Below are 13,083 nucleotides of genomic sequence, written 5' to 3'. Positions count from 1 at the left end.
TTTTATGGGAATTTACGAATTGTACCGGTTAAGGGTTCCCGACGGTAGATGCATCCATCAATACCGGGACCCACTGCTCAGGACACAATCATCAGCGGGGCACGCCCAGGCTTGCGGTATTCTCTACCGGATCGAACCAGACCACCAGATCCCCCCGCCGAGCCGCCGATTTTACCCGCTCACGCTCTGCCATGGGGTTCTCAGTGTCGTTCAGGCCGTGGTACCGAGTGCAGTATTCGTCAACCAGCCCGTCAAGCTGATCCTCTGAAAGCAGCCCCACATCCACTACGAATTTCTCTTCACGTGGGTCCGGCTGGGGCTCGTGGCCTGCTTCGTCGGTCATTTTCAACTCCACCTCAAAGCAGCCATGGTAATGGGTTTGGCGAGGCTGTAGAAGACCGATTATCAGGCTTTTTTTCACCACTTGGCGTTGACCGGTCGGTCAGGCTGCCTTAAACCGGGAAATCAGCTGACGCATGGTGACCGATTCCTGTCTCAGGTATTCACTGATCTGGCGGGTGTTATCAACACTGGTGATCAGGGAACCCGAACTGTCATCAAGCGCCCTTGACCGCCGCCCGACACGGTCAATCTCTTCCCTCTGAACCGCAACCGCATCCCCGATTTCAGCACTGCGAAGCTCCAGCTCCGTGAACTGACTCGCAAGACGCTCCAGGTGGTCTTTCAGGGCATCAAGGTTCCGCCGGTTCATACCACCGGCGTCGCGCATTTCGTCCAGCAGGCCTTCAACGCCGGAAACCCCGGTTACCAGGTCGGTCACCCATTGGCGAATTTCCCTGGTGGAGTCCGACGTACGCTTCGACAGGGTGCGCACTTCGTCTGCCACCACGGCAAATCCCCGACCGTGTTCGCCGGCACGGGCCGCTTCAATCGCTGCATTCAATGCCAGCAAATTGGTCTGCTCCGCGATATCGGCAATGACGCCGATCACGCTCTCGATTTTGCCCGAGGATTCACTCAATGCCTGGATAGACAGGGACACCCGCCCAATTACCTCCACCGTGTGTTCAGCTGCCTGCTCACTGTTTCTGAGCCCTTCCTGAACCACCGCATTGGCCGCCACGGCATCTCGAACCGTAGTGGCTGAGTTCTCGGTGGCTAAATCAATGGCCGACGCCTGGTTCGCAATGGCCGCCATTGACTGGCTGACATCATGAATCTGCCGGCGGGTAGTATCAGTGGACGCCTGGACGTCCTCTGCCTGAGAGTCCAACGATGTGGACCGGTCATTGATGCTGTGGGCAGCCGTCCTCACTTCTCCGATAAAGAGCTCAAACCGGCTAACCAACCCTACCAGCGCGCGCGTCACACCAGCCACTTCATCGTGTCCGGTAATAACCGGGCGCCGGGAAAGATCTGAGGTCTCGTCCATTTCCCGGAGGCCGGACTCCAGCAACTGCAGGCGGCCAATCACTGAGCGCCGAAGCCAGAGCGTCATCAAGACCACAGACATCAGGAATACAGCAGAGCCGGCCAACAGCCAGATTTTCTGGGTATCGAGAAAGGCCAGCAGGTCCTGACTACGAACTTCAATGATGTTGCGGCTGGCTTCCTTACGGTTGTTGATCGCCTTGAGCATCGGGCCGAGGGCCGGGAACAAGTCAAAATCCACCACTTGCCCTACTCGATAGTAGCTCCGCCCTTCGATACCCGGTCTCATGGATTCGATGAGCGCCAGCACGCTCTCGAACAAGGCTCGATTATCCGTCGCCCACTCGCTCAGCCCGGCATTGTCCTCGATAGCACGCCAGTGCTCCGGCAGCACCTCGGTCAATGCCTGGAATTCCGCATCGATTTCATCCCAGAGCATCAGCTGCGCCTTGATCTTGTAGGCGAGGTCCTGCAGCCGGCGATGGTCCTGTTCAAGGTCTTCCAGCAGCCACGACTCCATAAGACTTTCCCGAACCAATGCCTCTGAAGCGGACTCAGCACGGGTCATAATGCTCGATGACAGGGCCGCCAATGCGGCCAAAGCAAACACCGATAGAAAGGAAAAGAACAGAATACGGCTGCGGACAGTTCTGAGCATGGTATCTCCACTGGGGGTATCGTCCAATGGAGCTTATGCCTGTTTTGTGACATTTTTATGTCGCGAATGGCGCCATTTTCCAGTCGGAAAGCCTCCGATAGACCATCATCGAATGTCGAATACGCGGGAAATCCCCTACGCTCATTCTTTTACCCATTGCGCCCAGCGCGATATTCTTTAGGTTGGCACTGATTCCGAACAGGCGTAAACGATGGTCCACAGCAAGCCTTTCTCACAGGCCTGTGTAAATAACAGGCAACCAATACTGGAATGCATCAAAACGGTGTTCACCGAGCCGGCCACCATATTGGAAATTGGAACGGGAACGGGGCAACACGCTGTTTACTTTGCAGCAGAGCTCCCCCACCTGACGTGGCAGCCCAGTGATCGGCCTGGAGGCGCCGATCATTCCCTCGGCTGGATCCAGGAGGCTGACCTTGCCAATATTCGCCCACCTCTAGAACTGGACGTTTCCCTGGGAAGCTGGCCGGTAGACACCATTGATGGCGCCTATTCCGCCAACACGGCTCACATCATGTCGTGGGAAGAGGTAGAGGCAATGTTCGCCGGGCTGGCTAAACGCCTCATTGCCGGCGGCCTGTTCTGCCTCTATGGGCCGTTTAATTATGAGGGGCAATTTACCAGCGACAGCAATCGCCAGTTCGATCACCACCTACGGAGTCAGGCCCCGCACATGGGCATCAGGAACATGGATGACATGCTGGAACTGGCGGGCCGAGTTCGGTTCGGGCTTGAAAGCGATTTCGAAATGCCTGCCAACAATCGACTGCTGGTATGGCGCAAACTGTAAACAGCCACTCTATGTCAGGAGGGATCACGCAATGAGCCACCAGAGACTCACAATGCTGATCAGCGGCAAGGTCCAGGGCGTCTGCTATCGCGCCTCCGCGGCCGACATGGCCAACAGCCTGGGTGTTACCGGTTACCGGCTACGCCAGAAACCTGCCGGATGGCCGCGTAGAAATTGTTGCAGAGGGCTCACCGGCGTCACTGGTTTCGCTCAGACAGTGGTGCCGGGACGGCCCTCCCTCGGCAATCGTCGATAAAATCAACACCACCGAAGACTCTGCAACCGGTGAGTTCACTAACTTTGGAGTTCGGTAACCACCGGCTGGATGACACTACTCGGAACATTTCTTCACACCCTTGAGACCACGCTGCCGGTATTCGCCATGGTGTTTATCGGCCTTGGTCTCAGGCGGCTCGGCTGGATCGATACCAACTTTATCAACACGGCGTCGGCACTGGTCTTCCGCGCGACTCTGCCAACCCTGGTATTCCTCAGTATTGTACGCGCGGACCTGGATACCACCCTCAACCCCGCACTGCTTGGATTCTTCGTAGCCGCCACCCTCGCCAGCTTCCTCTTCTGCTGGCTTTGGGCCATACGTGCCGCACCAGCGATTGACCGGGGTGTGTATGTGCAGGGCGCTTTCAGGGGCAACTGCGGTATTGTGGGCCTCGCCCTGGCGGCAAGCCTCTATGGCGACTTTGGGCTTTCCGCCGGGGGCCTTCTCCTGGGCGTGGTCATTATTTCCTACAATGCGCTCTCCGTGGTTGTCCTGACAGCCTACCAGCCGGGTCAGACGGCCAGCTGGGGGCGCATTCTCGGTGATATCGGGCGCAACCCGCTCATTCTGGCGGTGGTCATCGCCGTTCCCTTCGCCTGGTCCGGGTTACAACTGCCGAACTGGCTGATGACCAGCGGTGACTATTTCGCCTCACTTACCTTGCCCCTGGCGCTGATGTGCATTGGCGGCACGCTCTCCTTGAGCGCCATGCGTACCGATCGCAAGCTGGCGATCAGTGCCAGTGTGATGAAGATGGTGACGTTACCGGTATTGTGTACGTTCGCTGCCTGGCTGGCCGGGTTTGAAGGGCGCGAACTTGGGCTGATGTTCCTGTTCTTCGCCAGCCCGACAGCCGCCGCCAGTTTTGTCATGGTCAAGGCGCTGGGCGGCAACGACCGCCTGGCAGCCAATATCGTGGCTTTGACCACATTAATGGCCAGTGTAACGGTTACGGCAGGGGTGTTTGTGTTGCGGACGGCAGGGGTGGCTTAAGTGGCATGCAATAAAAAACCCCAGCATCTCTGCTGGGGTTTTGTATTGGCGGAGAGGGAGGGATTCGAACCCTCGATACGCTATTAACGTATACACACTTTCCAGGCGTGCGCCTTCAGCCACTCGGCCACCTCTCCAATACTCTTTAAATAATTCGTTCCAAATCAGCAACGTCGTCGCTCATTTGAGGGCGCAAACTCTAATGGTTTTGTTCCGGTTTGGCAACTCCAATTTTCAAATCCTTTTCTGACCAACCACAGCTACCACAGAAACCTGATGGCCGCCTGTGCGATACTGGCATAGTTACCCAATACCCTAAACACCGCTCGGGGGCGACCCGTTATGATGATGAAAGCCGACGAATCCACGCTGGTACTGATTGACCTCCAGAAAAAACTCATGCCTGTCATCAGCCACGGAAATTTAATGCTGGCAGAGAGCGTTAGACTTGCGCAGATTGCCAAGCTGCTTGATGTGCCGGTGATTGCCACGGAACAGATCCCGGAGAAGCTTGGACACAACGACGAACAAATCAGTGCTCTAGCTGATCAAACCTTATCCAAGACTCACTTTGATGCCTGCGGTGGAGGGCTGGTGGAGGCCATTGCCGATAACCGGAAACAGGTGGTTATTGGCGGTTGCGAAGCGCATGTATGCCTGTTGCAAACCGCCCTATCCCTCCTCGCTGCGGGTTTTCGTGTATGGGTGGTGGAAAACGCGACCGGCTCACGCCATGACAACGACCGGGATGCTGCCCTGGAACGAATGCAGCAGGCCGGGGCCGTTATCGTAACGCTTGAGATGGTGGCTTTTGAGTGGATGCGGGACTGCGAGCACCCACGTTTCCGGGAAGTTCAGAAACTGATCAAGTGACGAAGCGAATATCACCAATGCTGTCACTGGAATCACATCAGGGTTCCAGTGAGACACATTAGGGAAACTGTTGCTGAATTGGGGCGCCCCAAATATTTACGTTTACGTAAAGTAGATGTATCTGCCTGTTACCGCTGGAATTTTCAAAATCACCAAAAAATGCATGAATTTCAACCATTGACGACGATGTAAAAGCTATCTAGTCTTCTCTCGTTGAGCCCCAAAAGGGTATCAACACATGAAATCATGCCAACCGGCCTATCTGCCGGGGCACAACAACAATATTGACCACGGAAGCCGTGATCCGGCCTGGTGGAAGAGGATTTCAGCATGTCACTGGTAAAACAGTCCCTGAGCATGGGCCCATGCGCCCACACCCTGCAACACCCTACAGCTCCTTCAGCTCCTTTCCTTTCTCTTGCGCTTAGCACATCCCGATCGCTCCGGCCGGATCTTTTACGACTTTCCACATTCGTGCAATCACCAAATCCGACCGGCAGCTAATCGCGTCCAAAACCCGATAGCGATTGAGTTTCGGTAGCGCCCGCAATCTACCCGCCGGCCTCCGTAACTAAGGGCGACCCCCTGTGCAAGAACAACCCGGAGCAAAAGGAATCCAAACAATGACTGTATTTACCCATCCTGAATTCGACCATCACGAACATCTGACGTTTTGCTGCGATCCGGAGACCGGGCTGCGCGCCATTATCGCCGTACACAATACCTCTCGTGGACCCGCTCTAGGCGGATGCCGCATGTATCCGTACGCCAGCGACGACGAGGCTCTGACAGACGTGCTCCGCCTGTCAAGAGGAATGACCTACAAGTCGGCGCTGGCCAACCTTGATCTCGGCGGCGGCAAGTCCGTCATCATCGGCGATCCACGCCAGCACAAAACCGAAGCCTTGCTCGAATCCATGGGCCGCTTCCTGGAACAGCTCGGCGGACTTTATATCGCTGCCGAGGATTCGGGCACCAGCGTAGCCGACCTCCAGGTTATGGGCCGCAAAACATCCAATGTGGCTGGTATCAGCGAACGCCCGGGTTTTGATGGCAGGCCCAGCAACGGCGACCCCTCTCCCGCTACCGCCTGGGGCACCTTCGTGGGCATTAATGCTGCCGTTAAACACAAGCTCGGCCGCAGCGACCTGGAGGGGTTGAATGTGGCGGTACAGGGCATTGGCAACGTTGGTTACCGCCTGGCTCGACACCTTAAAGAAGCAGGCGCGAAGCTTTGGGTCTACGACGTCCACCAGGATCAGATGGATCGTGCAGTGGCAGAGTTGGGCGCCACCCCGGCTACCGCCGACGAAATCCTCTACCTGCCGGTAGACGTGGTTGCGCCCTGTGCCATGGGCGCCGTCCTGAATGATCACTCCATTCGTAAGCTACAGGCCACCATCGTGGCCGGCGCCGCTAACAATCAGTTGGCTACCCCGGCTCATGACCAGGCACTGTTCGAACGTGGAGTGCTCTATGCCCCAGACTTTGTAATCAACGCTGGCGGCATTATCGACGTGTGTTACGAGCGCAAGGGCCCCGACCCCCAGGCCGTTCGCAAACACGTCGATTCCATAGCCAATACCCTGGAGGAGATCTTCCAGCGCTCGGATCGCGATGGCCTGCCCACCGGGCAGATCGCCGATCAACTCGCAGAGGAGCGATTCCGGCATAAATCCCGTTGATGGCGGCTAAACCGCCGCCACTCACTCCCCCGAAAACAAAAACAGTAAGCAGGAGAATACAATGAGTAATGCTTCTTCATCCGCTGAAGGCGGTGCCATGGGCCAGGCGACAGCGAAGCGTGGGCTGTGGTCTTCGCGCCTGGCATTCATACTTGCCGCGACGGGCTCAGCAGTGGGCCTGGGTAATATCTGGAAATTCCCCTACATCACCGGTGAAAACGGCGGTGGTGCCTTTGTTCTGGTTTATCTGCTGTGCATTGCGGCGGTGGGTCTTCCGATCATGATGGCTGAAGTACTAGTCGGTCGCCGTGGCGGTCTCAGCCCCGTCAACAGCATGCGGGCCATAACCAGCCAGGAAGGCCTGAAACCAGCCTGGCGCTGGGTGGCTGCCGTCGGGGTTCTGGCGGGGTTCCTGATTCTATCGTTCTATTCTGTGATCGGCGGATGGGCGATTTCCTATGTGGGCACCGCCGCCACGGGCCAGTTGGCTGGCCAGTCGGCAGAGTCCATAGGTGCCATCTTCTCCGGCCTGTTGGGCGACCCGATGAAGCTGCTTCTGTGGCACACCCTGTTCATGGCGTTGGTCATGGTTGTGGTTGCACGAGGCGTACGTTCCGGGCTTGAACGCGCTGTCAGTATTCTGATGCCAGCCCTGTTCGTGCTCCTGCTAATTGTCGTGGGCTATGCGATGACCACTGGCCACTTTGGTCAGGCCGTCGCCTTCCTGTTCCAGCCTGACTTCTCGAAGCTCACCACTTCGGGCGTTTTGGTTGCCCTGGGCCACGCGTTCTTCACGCTCAGCCTCGGCATGGGTGTCATGATGGCCTACGGCTCCTATCTGCCCAAAAACATCTCCATCGCCAAAACCTCCGTGACCGTCTCGATCATGGATACCGCCGTGGCCTTGCTGGCCGGGCTGGCTATCTTCCCGATCGTATTCGCCAACGGCCTTGAACCAGGCGCCGGCCCCGGCCTGATTTTCCAAACCCTGCCACTGGCGTTCGGACAAATGCCCATGGGCAGCCTCTTCGGTACGCTGTTCTTCGTGTTGTTGATTTTTGCCGCCTGGACGTCCGGCATTTCCCTGCTGGAGCCGATTGTTGAATGGCTTGAGGAACAGAAAGGTATGAACCGCACGGTGAGTACCGTCGGGGCAGGCATCGTGTGCTGGTTATTGGGTGTGGCCTCCGTGCTTTCGCTAAACCTGTGGTCGGACGTGACACCGCTGGGCATGTTTGCGATGTTCGAAGGCAAAACCATCTTCGACCTTCTGGACTTCCTGACCGCTAATATCCTGTTGCCCCTGGGCGGACTGCTGGTCGCCGTGTTTGTCGGCTGGACAATGTCTCGACAGGCGCTGGAAAGCGAACTGGGCATGTCAGCGGGCACATTCTCGCTCTGGTATCGCGTACTGCGTTACTTCACACCCGTTGCTGTAGCCATCGTCTTCGTCTACAACCTGGTATAAACATTCAAGCGGGATGCCGGCCCCTATTCTGGGGCCGGCTCATCAGCCAAACGGCCATCAAGACACCGTGTAACACCAGGAACGGTATGGCAATCAGCAACAATCCATTCCAGTCAAACGCCGCCAATACCGCACCAGCACTCAGTGCAGCTGTCGCCTGCGAGCCGAATACCATCAGGTCGTTGAGCCCCTGAACACGGAACCGCTCCTCATCGCGATATCCCTGCGGTAATAGCGTGGTGCCGCCGACAAACAGGAAGTTCCAGCCTACTCCCAACAGGATGAGTGCAAACAGGTAGTGGTGAAAGCTGATACCGCTGAACGCCAGGGCCACACACCCCAGATAGGCCAGCAATCCCAGCCCCATCATCCTCGGAATACCCACCACACGAATGAACCAGCCACTGATCAGCGACGGCAGATACATGGCCATGATGTGAATCTGAATGACCCACTTGGCATCTTCAAGCGGGTGGTCGGCCACTTCCGTCATACTCAGTGGTGTTGCCGTCATGATAAAGCTCATGAGGGCATAACCGATGGCCGCGGAACTGATCGCCGCCCAAATGACCGGTTGCCTCAGGATGTTGGCCATTGGACGACCGCCCTCCCCCAAGGCTTCCCGTACTCGCTCCCCGCTGGCGCGGTACCCGAAAACCAGTACGACCATGGCAACCACCTGCACGGCACTCAATGCAAGCCAGCCGCCCATGAAAGGGTGCTCGGCTCGGCCTCCACCGCCCAAAAGCGCAATTTCCGGCCCCAGCCACGCCGCTACGAGGCCGCCTAGAAGCACCCTGGCTGCTGCGGAGCCAGCCATCTCGGGCGCTACCGACTCCATGGCCGCAAAGCGGTATTGGTGAACCACCGCCAGCCCGGTTCCGCCCACAACCGCCGCAGCGCACAAGAACGGGAAACTCGCACTCCAGGCTGCCAGCGCACCGAACAACCCGGACACCACACCCGCCAGCGTGCCAAGCAACATAACCGGCTTGCGCCCCAGGCGTTCCATCAGCCACGTAGCAGGCTTTATAGCCAGGACCGTTCCAACTACCACAAGGCCCACGGGCAAGGTTGCCCACTCAGGTGATGGCGCCAGAAGACGTCCGTGAATGCTTCCGATAAAGACGATGAAAGGCGCTGTACACATGGCAAGCGCCTGGGCGGCGACCAGTATCCATACATTGATCGGCATTGGGTGGGCCTATTTCTTGCGGTAGATGATCCCTGGGTGGCACTGCACCATTTCGTAGAGATGAGGCAACCCGTTCAGCGATTCCGATGCTCCCAGTATCAGGTAACCACCGGGATTGAGAGTGGCATGGATACGGGTCAGGATGTCCTTTTTAAGCTCTGCCGAAAAGTAGATCAGTACGTTCCGGCACATAACAATGTCAAACTTCCCGAGCATGTAGCGTTCAAGCAGGTTCAGCTCCCTGAATTCCACCATGCTCTTGATTTGCGGTCGGATCTGCCAACTGCCATTCATGGCGGGAGTGAAAAACTGCTTTTGCCGCTCGGGTGACAGACCCCGGCCAATGGCGATCATTTCGTACTCGCCACGGCGCGCAACCTCTAGAACGCTTTTGGAGATGTCGGTGGCGGTGATCTTCACATCCCGCAGCCTGCCCGGCCGCTGGCGACGAAATTCTTCAATAATCATCGCTACCGAATAGGGCTCCTGGCCTGTCGAACAGGCTGCAGACCAGATACGAAGTGACTGCGCTGATTTTCTGTCGCCGAATTCCGGCAGCAGCTTTTCCTGCAGGATGCGGAACGGGTGATTGTCCCGAAACCAGAGGGTTTCATTCGTCGTCATCGCGTCGATCACGACTTCCTTCAAACTGCTGCGACCGGTTCTCTTCACGCGATCCAGCAGATCACCCAGGGTTCTCAGCTCGTTCTCTTCCATGATCCGCCGTAAACGGCTTTTTACCAGGTACTGCTTGTTATCCCCGAGCAAAATGCCACACGCATCCTGCAGGAATGATTTAAAGGCCTCGTATTCCTGTGGCGTTATTTCAGCTTTCATTGGATCTCATTATCGAGTGAGTCGGGAGTAACGGAGGAGCGTCACTGCTCGCGGTCGACAATTTCCATGACCCTTTCGGCCAGCTCATCAGGGCTGAATTTAGCCATGAAATCGTCAGCGCCTACCTTCTGCACCATCGCCTTGTTGAACACGCCACTCAGGGACGTGTGCAGCATGATAAATACATCCTTGATTGCAGGCTCATTTTTACACTTGGTGACCAGAGTGTACCCGTCCATTTCCGGCATTTCGACATCGGATATGATCAAACACAGGTGATCGACGGCGCGAGAGCCATCTGCCGTAACTTCTTTTAGGTAATCCAGGGCCTGCTTGCCATCATTTTTTGTCACCACTTCCATACCGATGGCCGTGAGGCAACGCTCGATCTGACGTCGGGCCACTGCGGAGTCATCCACGACAAGCACTGGCAGATGGCCGGGCACCCGCTCTGAACTGCGGTTGCGAACGTCTTCGGTGACATCCTCCTCAAACGGAGAAACCTCGGAGAGTATCTTTTCAACATCGATAATCTCAATCAGCTTGTCTTCAAAGTGGGTTACCGCCGTCAAGTAAACGTCTTTGCCCGCACCCTTGGGTGGCGGCAGGATATCTTCCCAGTTCATATTCACGATGCGGTCGACGCCGGCCACCAGGAAACCCTGGGTTTTTCGGTTGTACTCAGTAATGATCACGAAGCTGGTGGCCATCTCTTCCTTGGGAATACCGGGAAGCCGGATTGACATACCTAGGTCAATGATTGGGATAGTCTCGCCACGAATATGGGCCACGCCCCGAACCATAGGGCGACTGTTCGGCAACGATGACAGCCTGGGGCACTGCAACACTTCCTTGACCTTGAAGACGTTGATGCCGTACATCTGCCGGCCACGAAGGCGAAACAACAGAAGCTCCAGACGATTCTGGCCCACCAGCTGAGTGCGCTGATTTACACTGTCCAATACCCCTGCCATCGTTTATATCTCCCACTCGAAACGTCTTGCTGCCGGCACGCATCTTGCTGCGTTATTCTAAAAAGTCGCGTGGAACCGGCTATGTGCCGGTTTATTGACTCACTCGATAGGCTTAACGGCCGAATCCGGAAATCATTAGGATATTCCTGAACTCGGGGCTTTACCCGGTTAATGACAGCATAGGACAAACTGCCGCGTATGCGCATTACCAATTTCGCCATCATATTGTTATTCACCGTAACAGCCGGCCCGGCAATGGCCTCCACGACCACGGCCGAACAAATTCAAAGCAGCGCGGAACAATTTCTGGAGGCATTTTCAGAGGCTCAGGCAAACGAAGGCTTTACGGTTTCCCACGATACTGGCCAACTCGACGCACGCCTCTCGCTCGCAACCTGTGATACCCCACTCAGCGTATCGTTCAGCGGCGACCCCTGGAGAACCACCCAACCCTCGCTACTGGTTTCCTGCGAGGGCGAGCGCCCCTGGCGCATGTTCCTTCCGGTATCCGTCACGATAACCGGTGAAGCCATGGTCGCCGCCCGCCCCCTGGGGCGCGGCGAACGACTGACAAAAGCAGCAATACAGTCGGATAACGTGGTGGTGAATTCGATTCGACGGGGCGCAATAACCAATGTCGACCAGTTAGTGGGCATGGAAATGCGCCGCGGCGTGAACGCCGGTACCGTATTTACACCGGATTTGGTGCTGGCTCCGGCAGCGATCGAACGCGGAGACCATGTTATCATCAGCGCCCGCAGCGGAAATTTTTCGGTAAACTCAAGGGGTAAGGCCCTGGCTAGTGCCGGGATTGGAGAACAGGTTCTGGTTGAGAACCTCTCGTCCTCCCGCACCGTGCGTGCCCGTGTGACTGCTCCCGGGCATGTCGAGATTCCCATGTAACCTCGTTCCCGGCATTGATTCACCGGAAACGGCAATCTGTTGCCGGTTTTTTGGAAAGATGACAAGAGTGTCATTTAACTCTTGCAAAAATCGCTAAAGAAACGTCAGGCCATGCCGATAGACAGGTATGAAATTTTGGAGCCGCCCAACGCGGCCGACCAGTTAAGCAGGTAACGTTATGTCAGTTGACTTTAATGGAATAGGCCCAGGCCAGGTCAACACCCAGAAAACCACGGCCGATAAATCTTCCGCTACCCAGAGCACTCAGCCCTCTACAGCTGAGCAGGCAAAGACCCAGGCGCAAGGCGCCCGTGGTGAAAATGTCAATTTGAGCAGCCAGGCGAAGAACCTGAAACAGCTCGAACAAAAGCTCGGCAGTTATCCGGAAATGGACGATGACCGTATCGAGCAGATCCGCTCTGCCCTTGAAAGCGGCTCCTACAAGGTTGATGCAGAGAAACTGGCCCAGAAAATGCTTGAGATGGATGAAAGCATTTTCGGGTGAGTAGATCATGGCCGCAATTGATGAACTGAAAGACCTTTTATCTCAGGATATCCGTCAACTCGAATCCCTGGCGGACGTCCTGCAGCAGGAAAAAGCCTGCCTTTCCACATCTGATATCCGTAAACTCGAATCACTGACTGGCGAGAAAAACACTGTGTTGGGTCAGATTCGTGAACGGGCCAAACTCAAAATCCGCCTTCTGGTGTCGATGGGGTTTCGACCTGAAAACGGAGCACCCTCACGGTTTATTCTCAGCGCCGGCCTGTCAGATGTTTACGACTTATGGCGGGAGGCCGACGAACGCCTTAAGACCTGTCACCAGTTGAATAGCAATAATGGGCGGGTTGTCAGTCACCTTCAGAAGCGCCTTTCACGTCTGACTGATATATTCCGCGGTGTTTCCGGGCACCAGACCCTCTACGGTGCTCAGGGCGAGCAAAAGGCCGTATCACACCGTACCGTTCTGGCGAGCGCCTGACGGCTTCTGGGCTCCGCAAACGTCGGAGCCC

At 56.4% G+C, this 13,083-nt stretch carries 14 protein-coding genes, 1 tRNA gene and 1 pseudogene; 10 read left to right on the top strand and 6 right to left on the bottom strand.

From position 1 onward, the window contains the following. Window positions 1–91 precede the first annotated feature (91 nt). A complete protein-coding gene (locus AAGD24_RS09980; protein WP_036208476.1) occupies window positions 92–343 on the bottom strand; it encodes a hypothetical protein in 252 nt (83 codons plus the stop codon). A gap of 99 nt (window positions 344–442) precedes the next feature. Beyond that, a complete protein-coding gene (locus AAGD24_RS09975) occupies window positions 443–2,050 on the bottom strand; it encodes a methyl-accepting chemotaxis protein (protein WP_199447675.1) in 1,608 nt (535 codons plus the stop codon). A gap of 211 nt (window positions 2,051–2,261) precedes the next feature. Here AAGD24_RS09975 and AAGD24_RS09970 point away from each other — a divergent pair, with 211 nt between their 5' ends. The 4 genes and pseudogenes from AAGD24_RS09970 to AAGD24_RS09955 all read left to right on the top strand — a co-directional run bounded on the left by AAGD24_RS09970 (window position 2,262) and on the right by AAGD24_RS09955 (window position 4,134). Then, window positions 2,262–2,861, top strand: a complete 600-nt coding sequence (locus tag AAGD24_RS09970) for a DUF938 domain-containing protein (RefSeq protein ID WP_126812824.1) — start codon at window positions 2,262–2,264, stop codon at window positions 2,859–2,861. A 31-nt stretch (window positions 2,862–2,892) separates the two neighbouring features. Then, window positions 2,893–2,958, top strand: a pseudogene (locus tag AAGD24_RS09965) (hypothetical protein); the annotation flags it as partial. 25 nt (window positions 2,959–2,983) lie between these two features. Next, complete coding sequence (locus tag AAGD24_RS09960) at window positions 2,984–3,175, top strand: acylphosphatase (RefSeq protein WP_379867299.1); 192 nt, start codon at window positions 2,984–2,986, stop codon at window positions 3,173–3,175. A gap of 11 nt (window positions 3,176–3,186) precedes the next feature. After that, a complete protein-coding gene (locus AAGD24_RS09955; RefSeq protein WP_127401156.1) occupies window positions 3,187–4,134 on the top strand; it encodes an AEC family transporter in 948 nt (315 codons plus the stop codon). Window positions 4,135–4,180: 46 nt separating this feature from the next. On the opposite strand, the gene AAGD24_RS09950 is transcribed toward AAGD24_RS09955, so the two are convergent. Beyond that, window positions 4,181–4,271 (bottom strand) — tRNA-Ser (locus AAGD24_RS09950). A 205-nt stretch (window positions 4,272–4,476) separates the two neighbouring features. Between AAGD24_RS09950 and AAGD24_RS09945 the strand changes: the two genes are divergently transcribed. The 3 genes from AAGD24_RS09945 to AAGD24_RS09935 all read left to right on the top strand — a co-directional run bounded on the left by AAGD24_RS09945 (window position 4,477) and on the right by AAGD24_RS09935 (window position 8,160). Beyond that, a complete protein-coding gene (locus tag AAGD24_RS09945; RefSeq protein ID WP_036207985.1) occupies window positions 4,477–5,007 on the top strand; it encodes an isochorismatase family protein in 531 nt (176 codons plus the stop codon). A 623-nt stretch (window positions 5,008–5,630) separates the two neighbouring features. After that, window positions 5,631–6,692, top strand: coding sequence for a Glu/Leu/Phe/Val dehydrogenase (locus tag AAGD24_RS09940; RefSeq protein WP_075196818.1), 1,062 nt, complete (start codon window positions 5,631–5,633; stop codon window positions 6,690–6,692). Window positions 6,693–6,753: 61 nt separating this feature from the next. Continuing rightward, window positions 6,754–8,160: a sodium-dependent transporter gene (locus tag AAGD24_RS09935; protein ID WP_075196819.1), complete on the top strand. Its 1,407-nt coding sequence runs from the start codon at window positions 6,754–6,756 to the stop codon at window positions 8,158–8,160. 4 nt (window positions 8,161–8,164) lie between these two features. Here AAGD24_RS09935 and AAGD24_RS09930 read toward each other — a convergent pair whose 3' ends face one another. Genes AAGD24_RS09930 through AAGD24_RS09920 form a run of 3 tightly spaced genes read right to left on the bottom strand, consistent with a single transcriptional unit; the run spans window position 8,165 to window position 11,166 of the window. Next, complete coding sequence (locus tag AAGD24_RS09930; protein ID WP_085680810.1) at window positions 8,165–9,355, bottom strand: MFS transporter; 1,191 nt, start codon at window positions 9,353–9,355, stop codon at window positions 8,165–8,167. A gap of 9 nt (window positions 9,356–9,364) precedes the next feature. Next, window positions 9,365–10,192, bottom strand: coding sequence for a CheR family methyltransferase (locus tag AAGD24_RS09925; RefSeq protein ID WP_379867297.1), 828 nt, complete (start codon window positions 10,190–10,192; stop codon window positions 9,365–9,367). Between the two features lie 41 nt (window positions 10,193–10,233). After that, complete coding sequence (locus AAGD24_RS09920) at window positions 10,234–11,166, bottom strand: chemotaxis protein CheV (RefSeq protein ID WP_075196822.1); 933 nt, start codon at window positions 11,164–11,166, stop codon at window positions 10,234–10,236. A 198-nt stretch (window positions 11,167–11,364) separates the two neighbouring features. Here AAGD24_RS09920 and flgA point away from each other — a divergent pair, with 198 nt between their 5' ends. From flgA to AAGD24_RS09905, 3 genes are all read left to right on the top strand, one after another. After that, window positions 11,365–12,069, top strand: a complete 705-nt coding sequence (gene flgA / locus AAGD24_RS09915; protein WP_379867295.1) for a flagellar basal body P-ring formation chaperone FlgA — start codon at window positions 11,365–11,367, stop codon at window positions 12,067–12,069. Between the two features lie 178 nt (window positions 12,070–12,247). Beyond that, window positions 12,248–12,574 carry a flagellar biosynthesis anti-sigma factor FlgM gene (gene flgM, locus AAGD24_RS09910; RefSeq protein ID WP_036208006.1) on the top strand — a complete coding sequence of 109 codons (327 nt, stop codon included), beginning with the start codon at window positions 12,248–12,250 and terminating at the stop codon, window positions 12,572–12,574. Between the two features lie 7 nt (window positions 12,575–12,581). Then, the gene (locus AAGD24_RS09905; protein WP_379867293.1) at window positions 12,582–13,052 is read left to right on the top strand and encodes a flagella synthesis protein FlgN; all 471 of its coding nucleotides are present in this window, start codon (window positions 12,582–12,584) and stop codon (window positions 13,050–13,052) included. Window positions 13,053–13,083: the final 31 nt, after the last annotated feature.

The organism is Marinobacter sp. M5B, assembly GCF_042604615.1.
Taxonomy (GTDB): Bacteria; Pseudomonadota; Gammaproteobacteria; order Pseudomonadales; family Oleiphilaceae; genus Marinobacter; species Marinobacter salarius.
This window is presented reverse-complemented; position numbering and strand designations above follow the sequence as displayed.

Coding starts and splice junctions, on each gene's coding strand:
- AAGD24_RS09980 (WP_036208476.1), bottom strand. CDS start 343: ATGACCGACGAAGCAGGCCACGAGCCCCAGCCGGACCCACGTGAAGAG.
- AAGD24_RS09975 (WP_199447675.1), bottom strand. CDS start 2,050: ATGCTCAGAACTGTCCGCAGCCGTATTCTGTTCTTTTCCTTTCTATCG.
- AAGD24_RS09970 (WP_126812824.1), top strand. CDS start 2,262: ATGGTCCACAGCAAGCCTTTCTCACAGGCCTGTGTAAATAACAGGCAA.
- AAGD24_RS09955 (WP_127401156.1), top strand. CDS start 3,187: ATGACACTACTCGGAACATTTCTTCACACCCTTGAGACCACGCTGCCG.
- AAGD24_RS09945 (WP_036207985.1), top strand. CDS start 4,477: ATGATGATGAAAGCCGACGAATCCACGCTGGTACTGATTGACCTCCAG.
- AAGD24_RS09940 (WP_075196818.1), top strand. CDS start 5,631: ATGACTGTATTTACCCATCCTGAATTCGACCATCACGAACATCTGACG.
- AAGD24_RS09935 (WP_075196819.1), top strand. CDS start 6,754: ATGAGTAATGCTTCTTCATCCGCTGAAGGCGGTGCCATGGGCCAGGCG.
- AAGD24_RS09930 (WP_085680810.1), bottom strand. CDS start 9,355: ATGCCGATCAATGTATGGATACTGGTCGCCGCCCAGGCGCTTGCCATG.
- AAGD24_RS09925 (WP_379867297.1), bottom strand. CDS start 10,192: ATGAAAGCTGAAATAACGCCACAGGAATACGAGGCCTTTAAATCATTC.
- AAGD24_RS09920 (WP_075196822.1), bottom strand. CDS start 11,166: ATGGCAGGGGTATTGGACAGTGTAAATCAGCGCACTCAGCTGGTGGGC.
- flgA (WP_379867295.1), top strand. CDS start 11,365: ATGCGCATTACCAATTTCGCCATCATATTGTTATTCACCGTAACAGCC.
- flgM (WP_036208006.1), top strand. CDS start 12,248: ATGTCAGTTGACTTTAATGGAATAGGCCCAGGCCAGGTCAACACCCAG.
- AAGD24_RS09905 (WP_379867293.1), top strand. CDS start 12,582: ATGGCCGCAATTGATGAACTGAAAGACCTTTTATCTCAGGATATCCGT.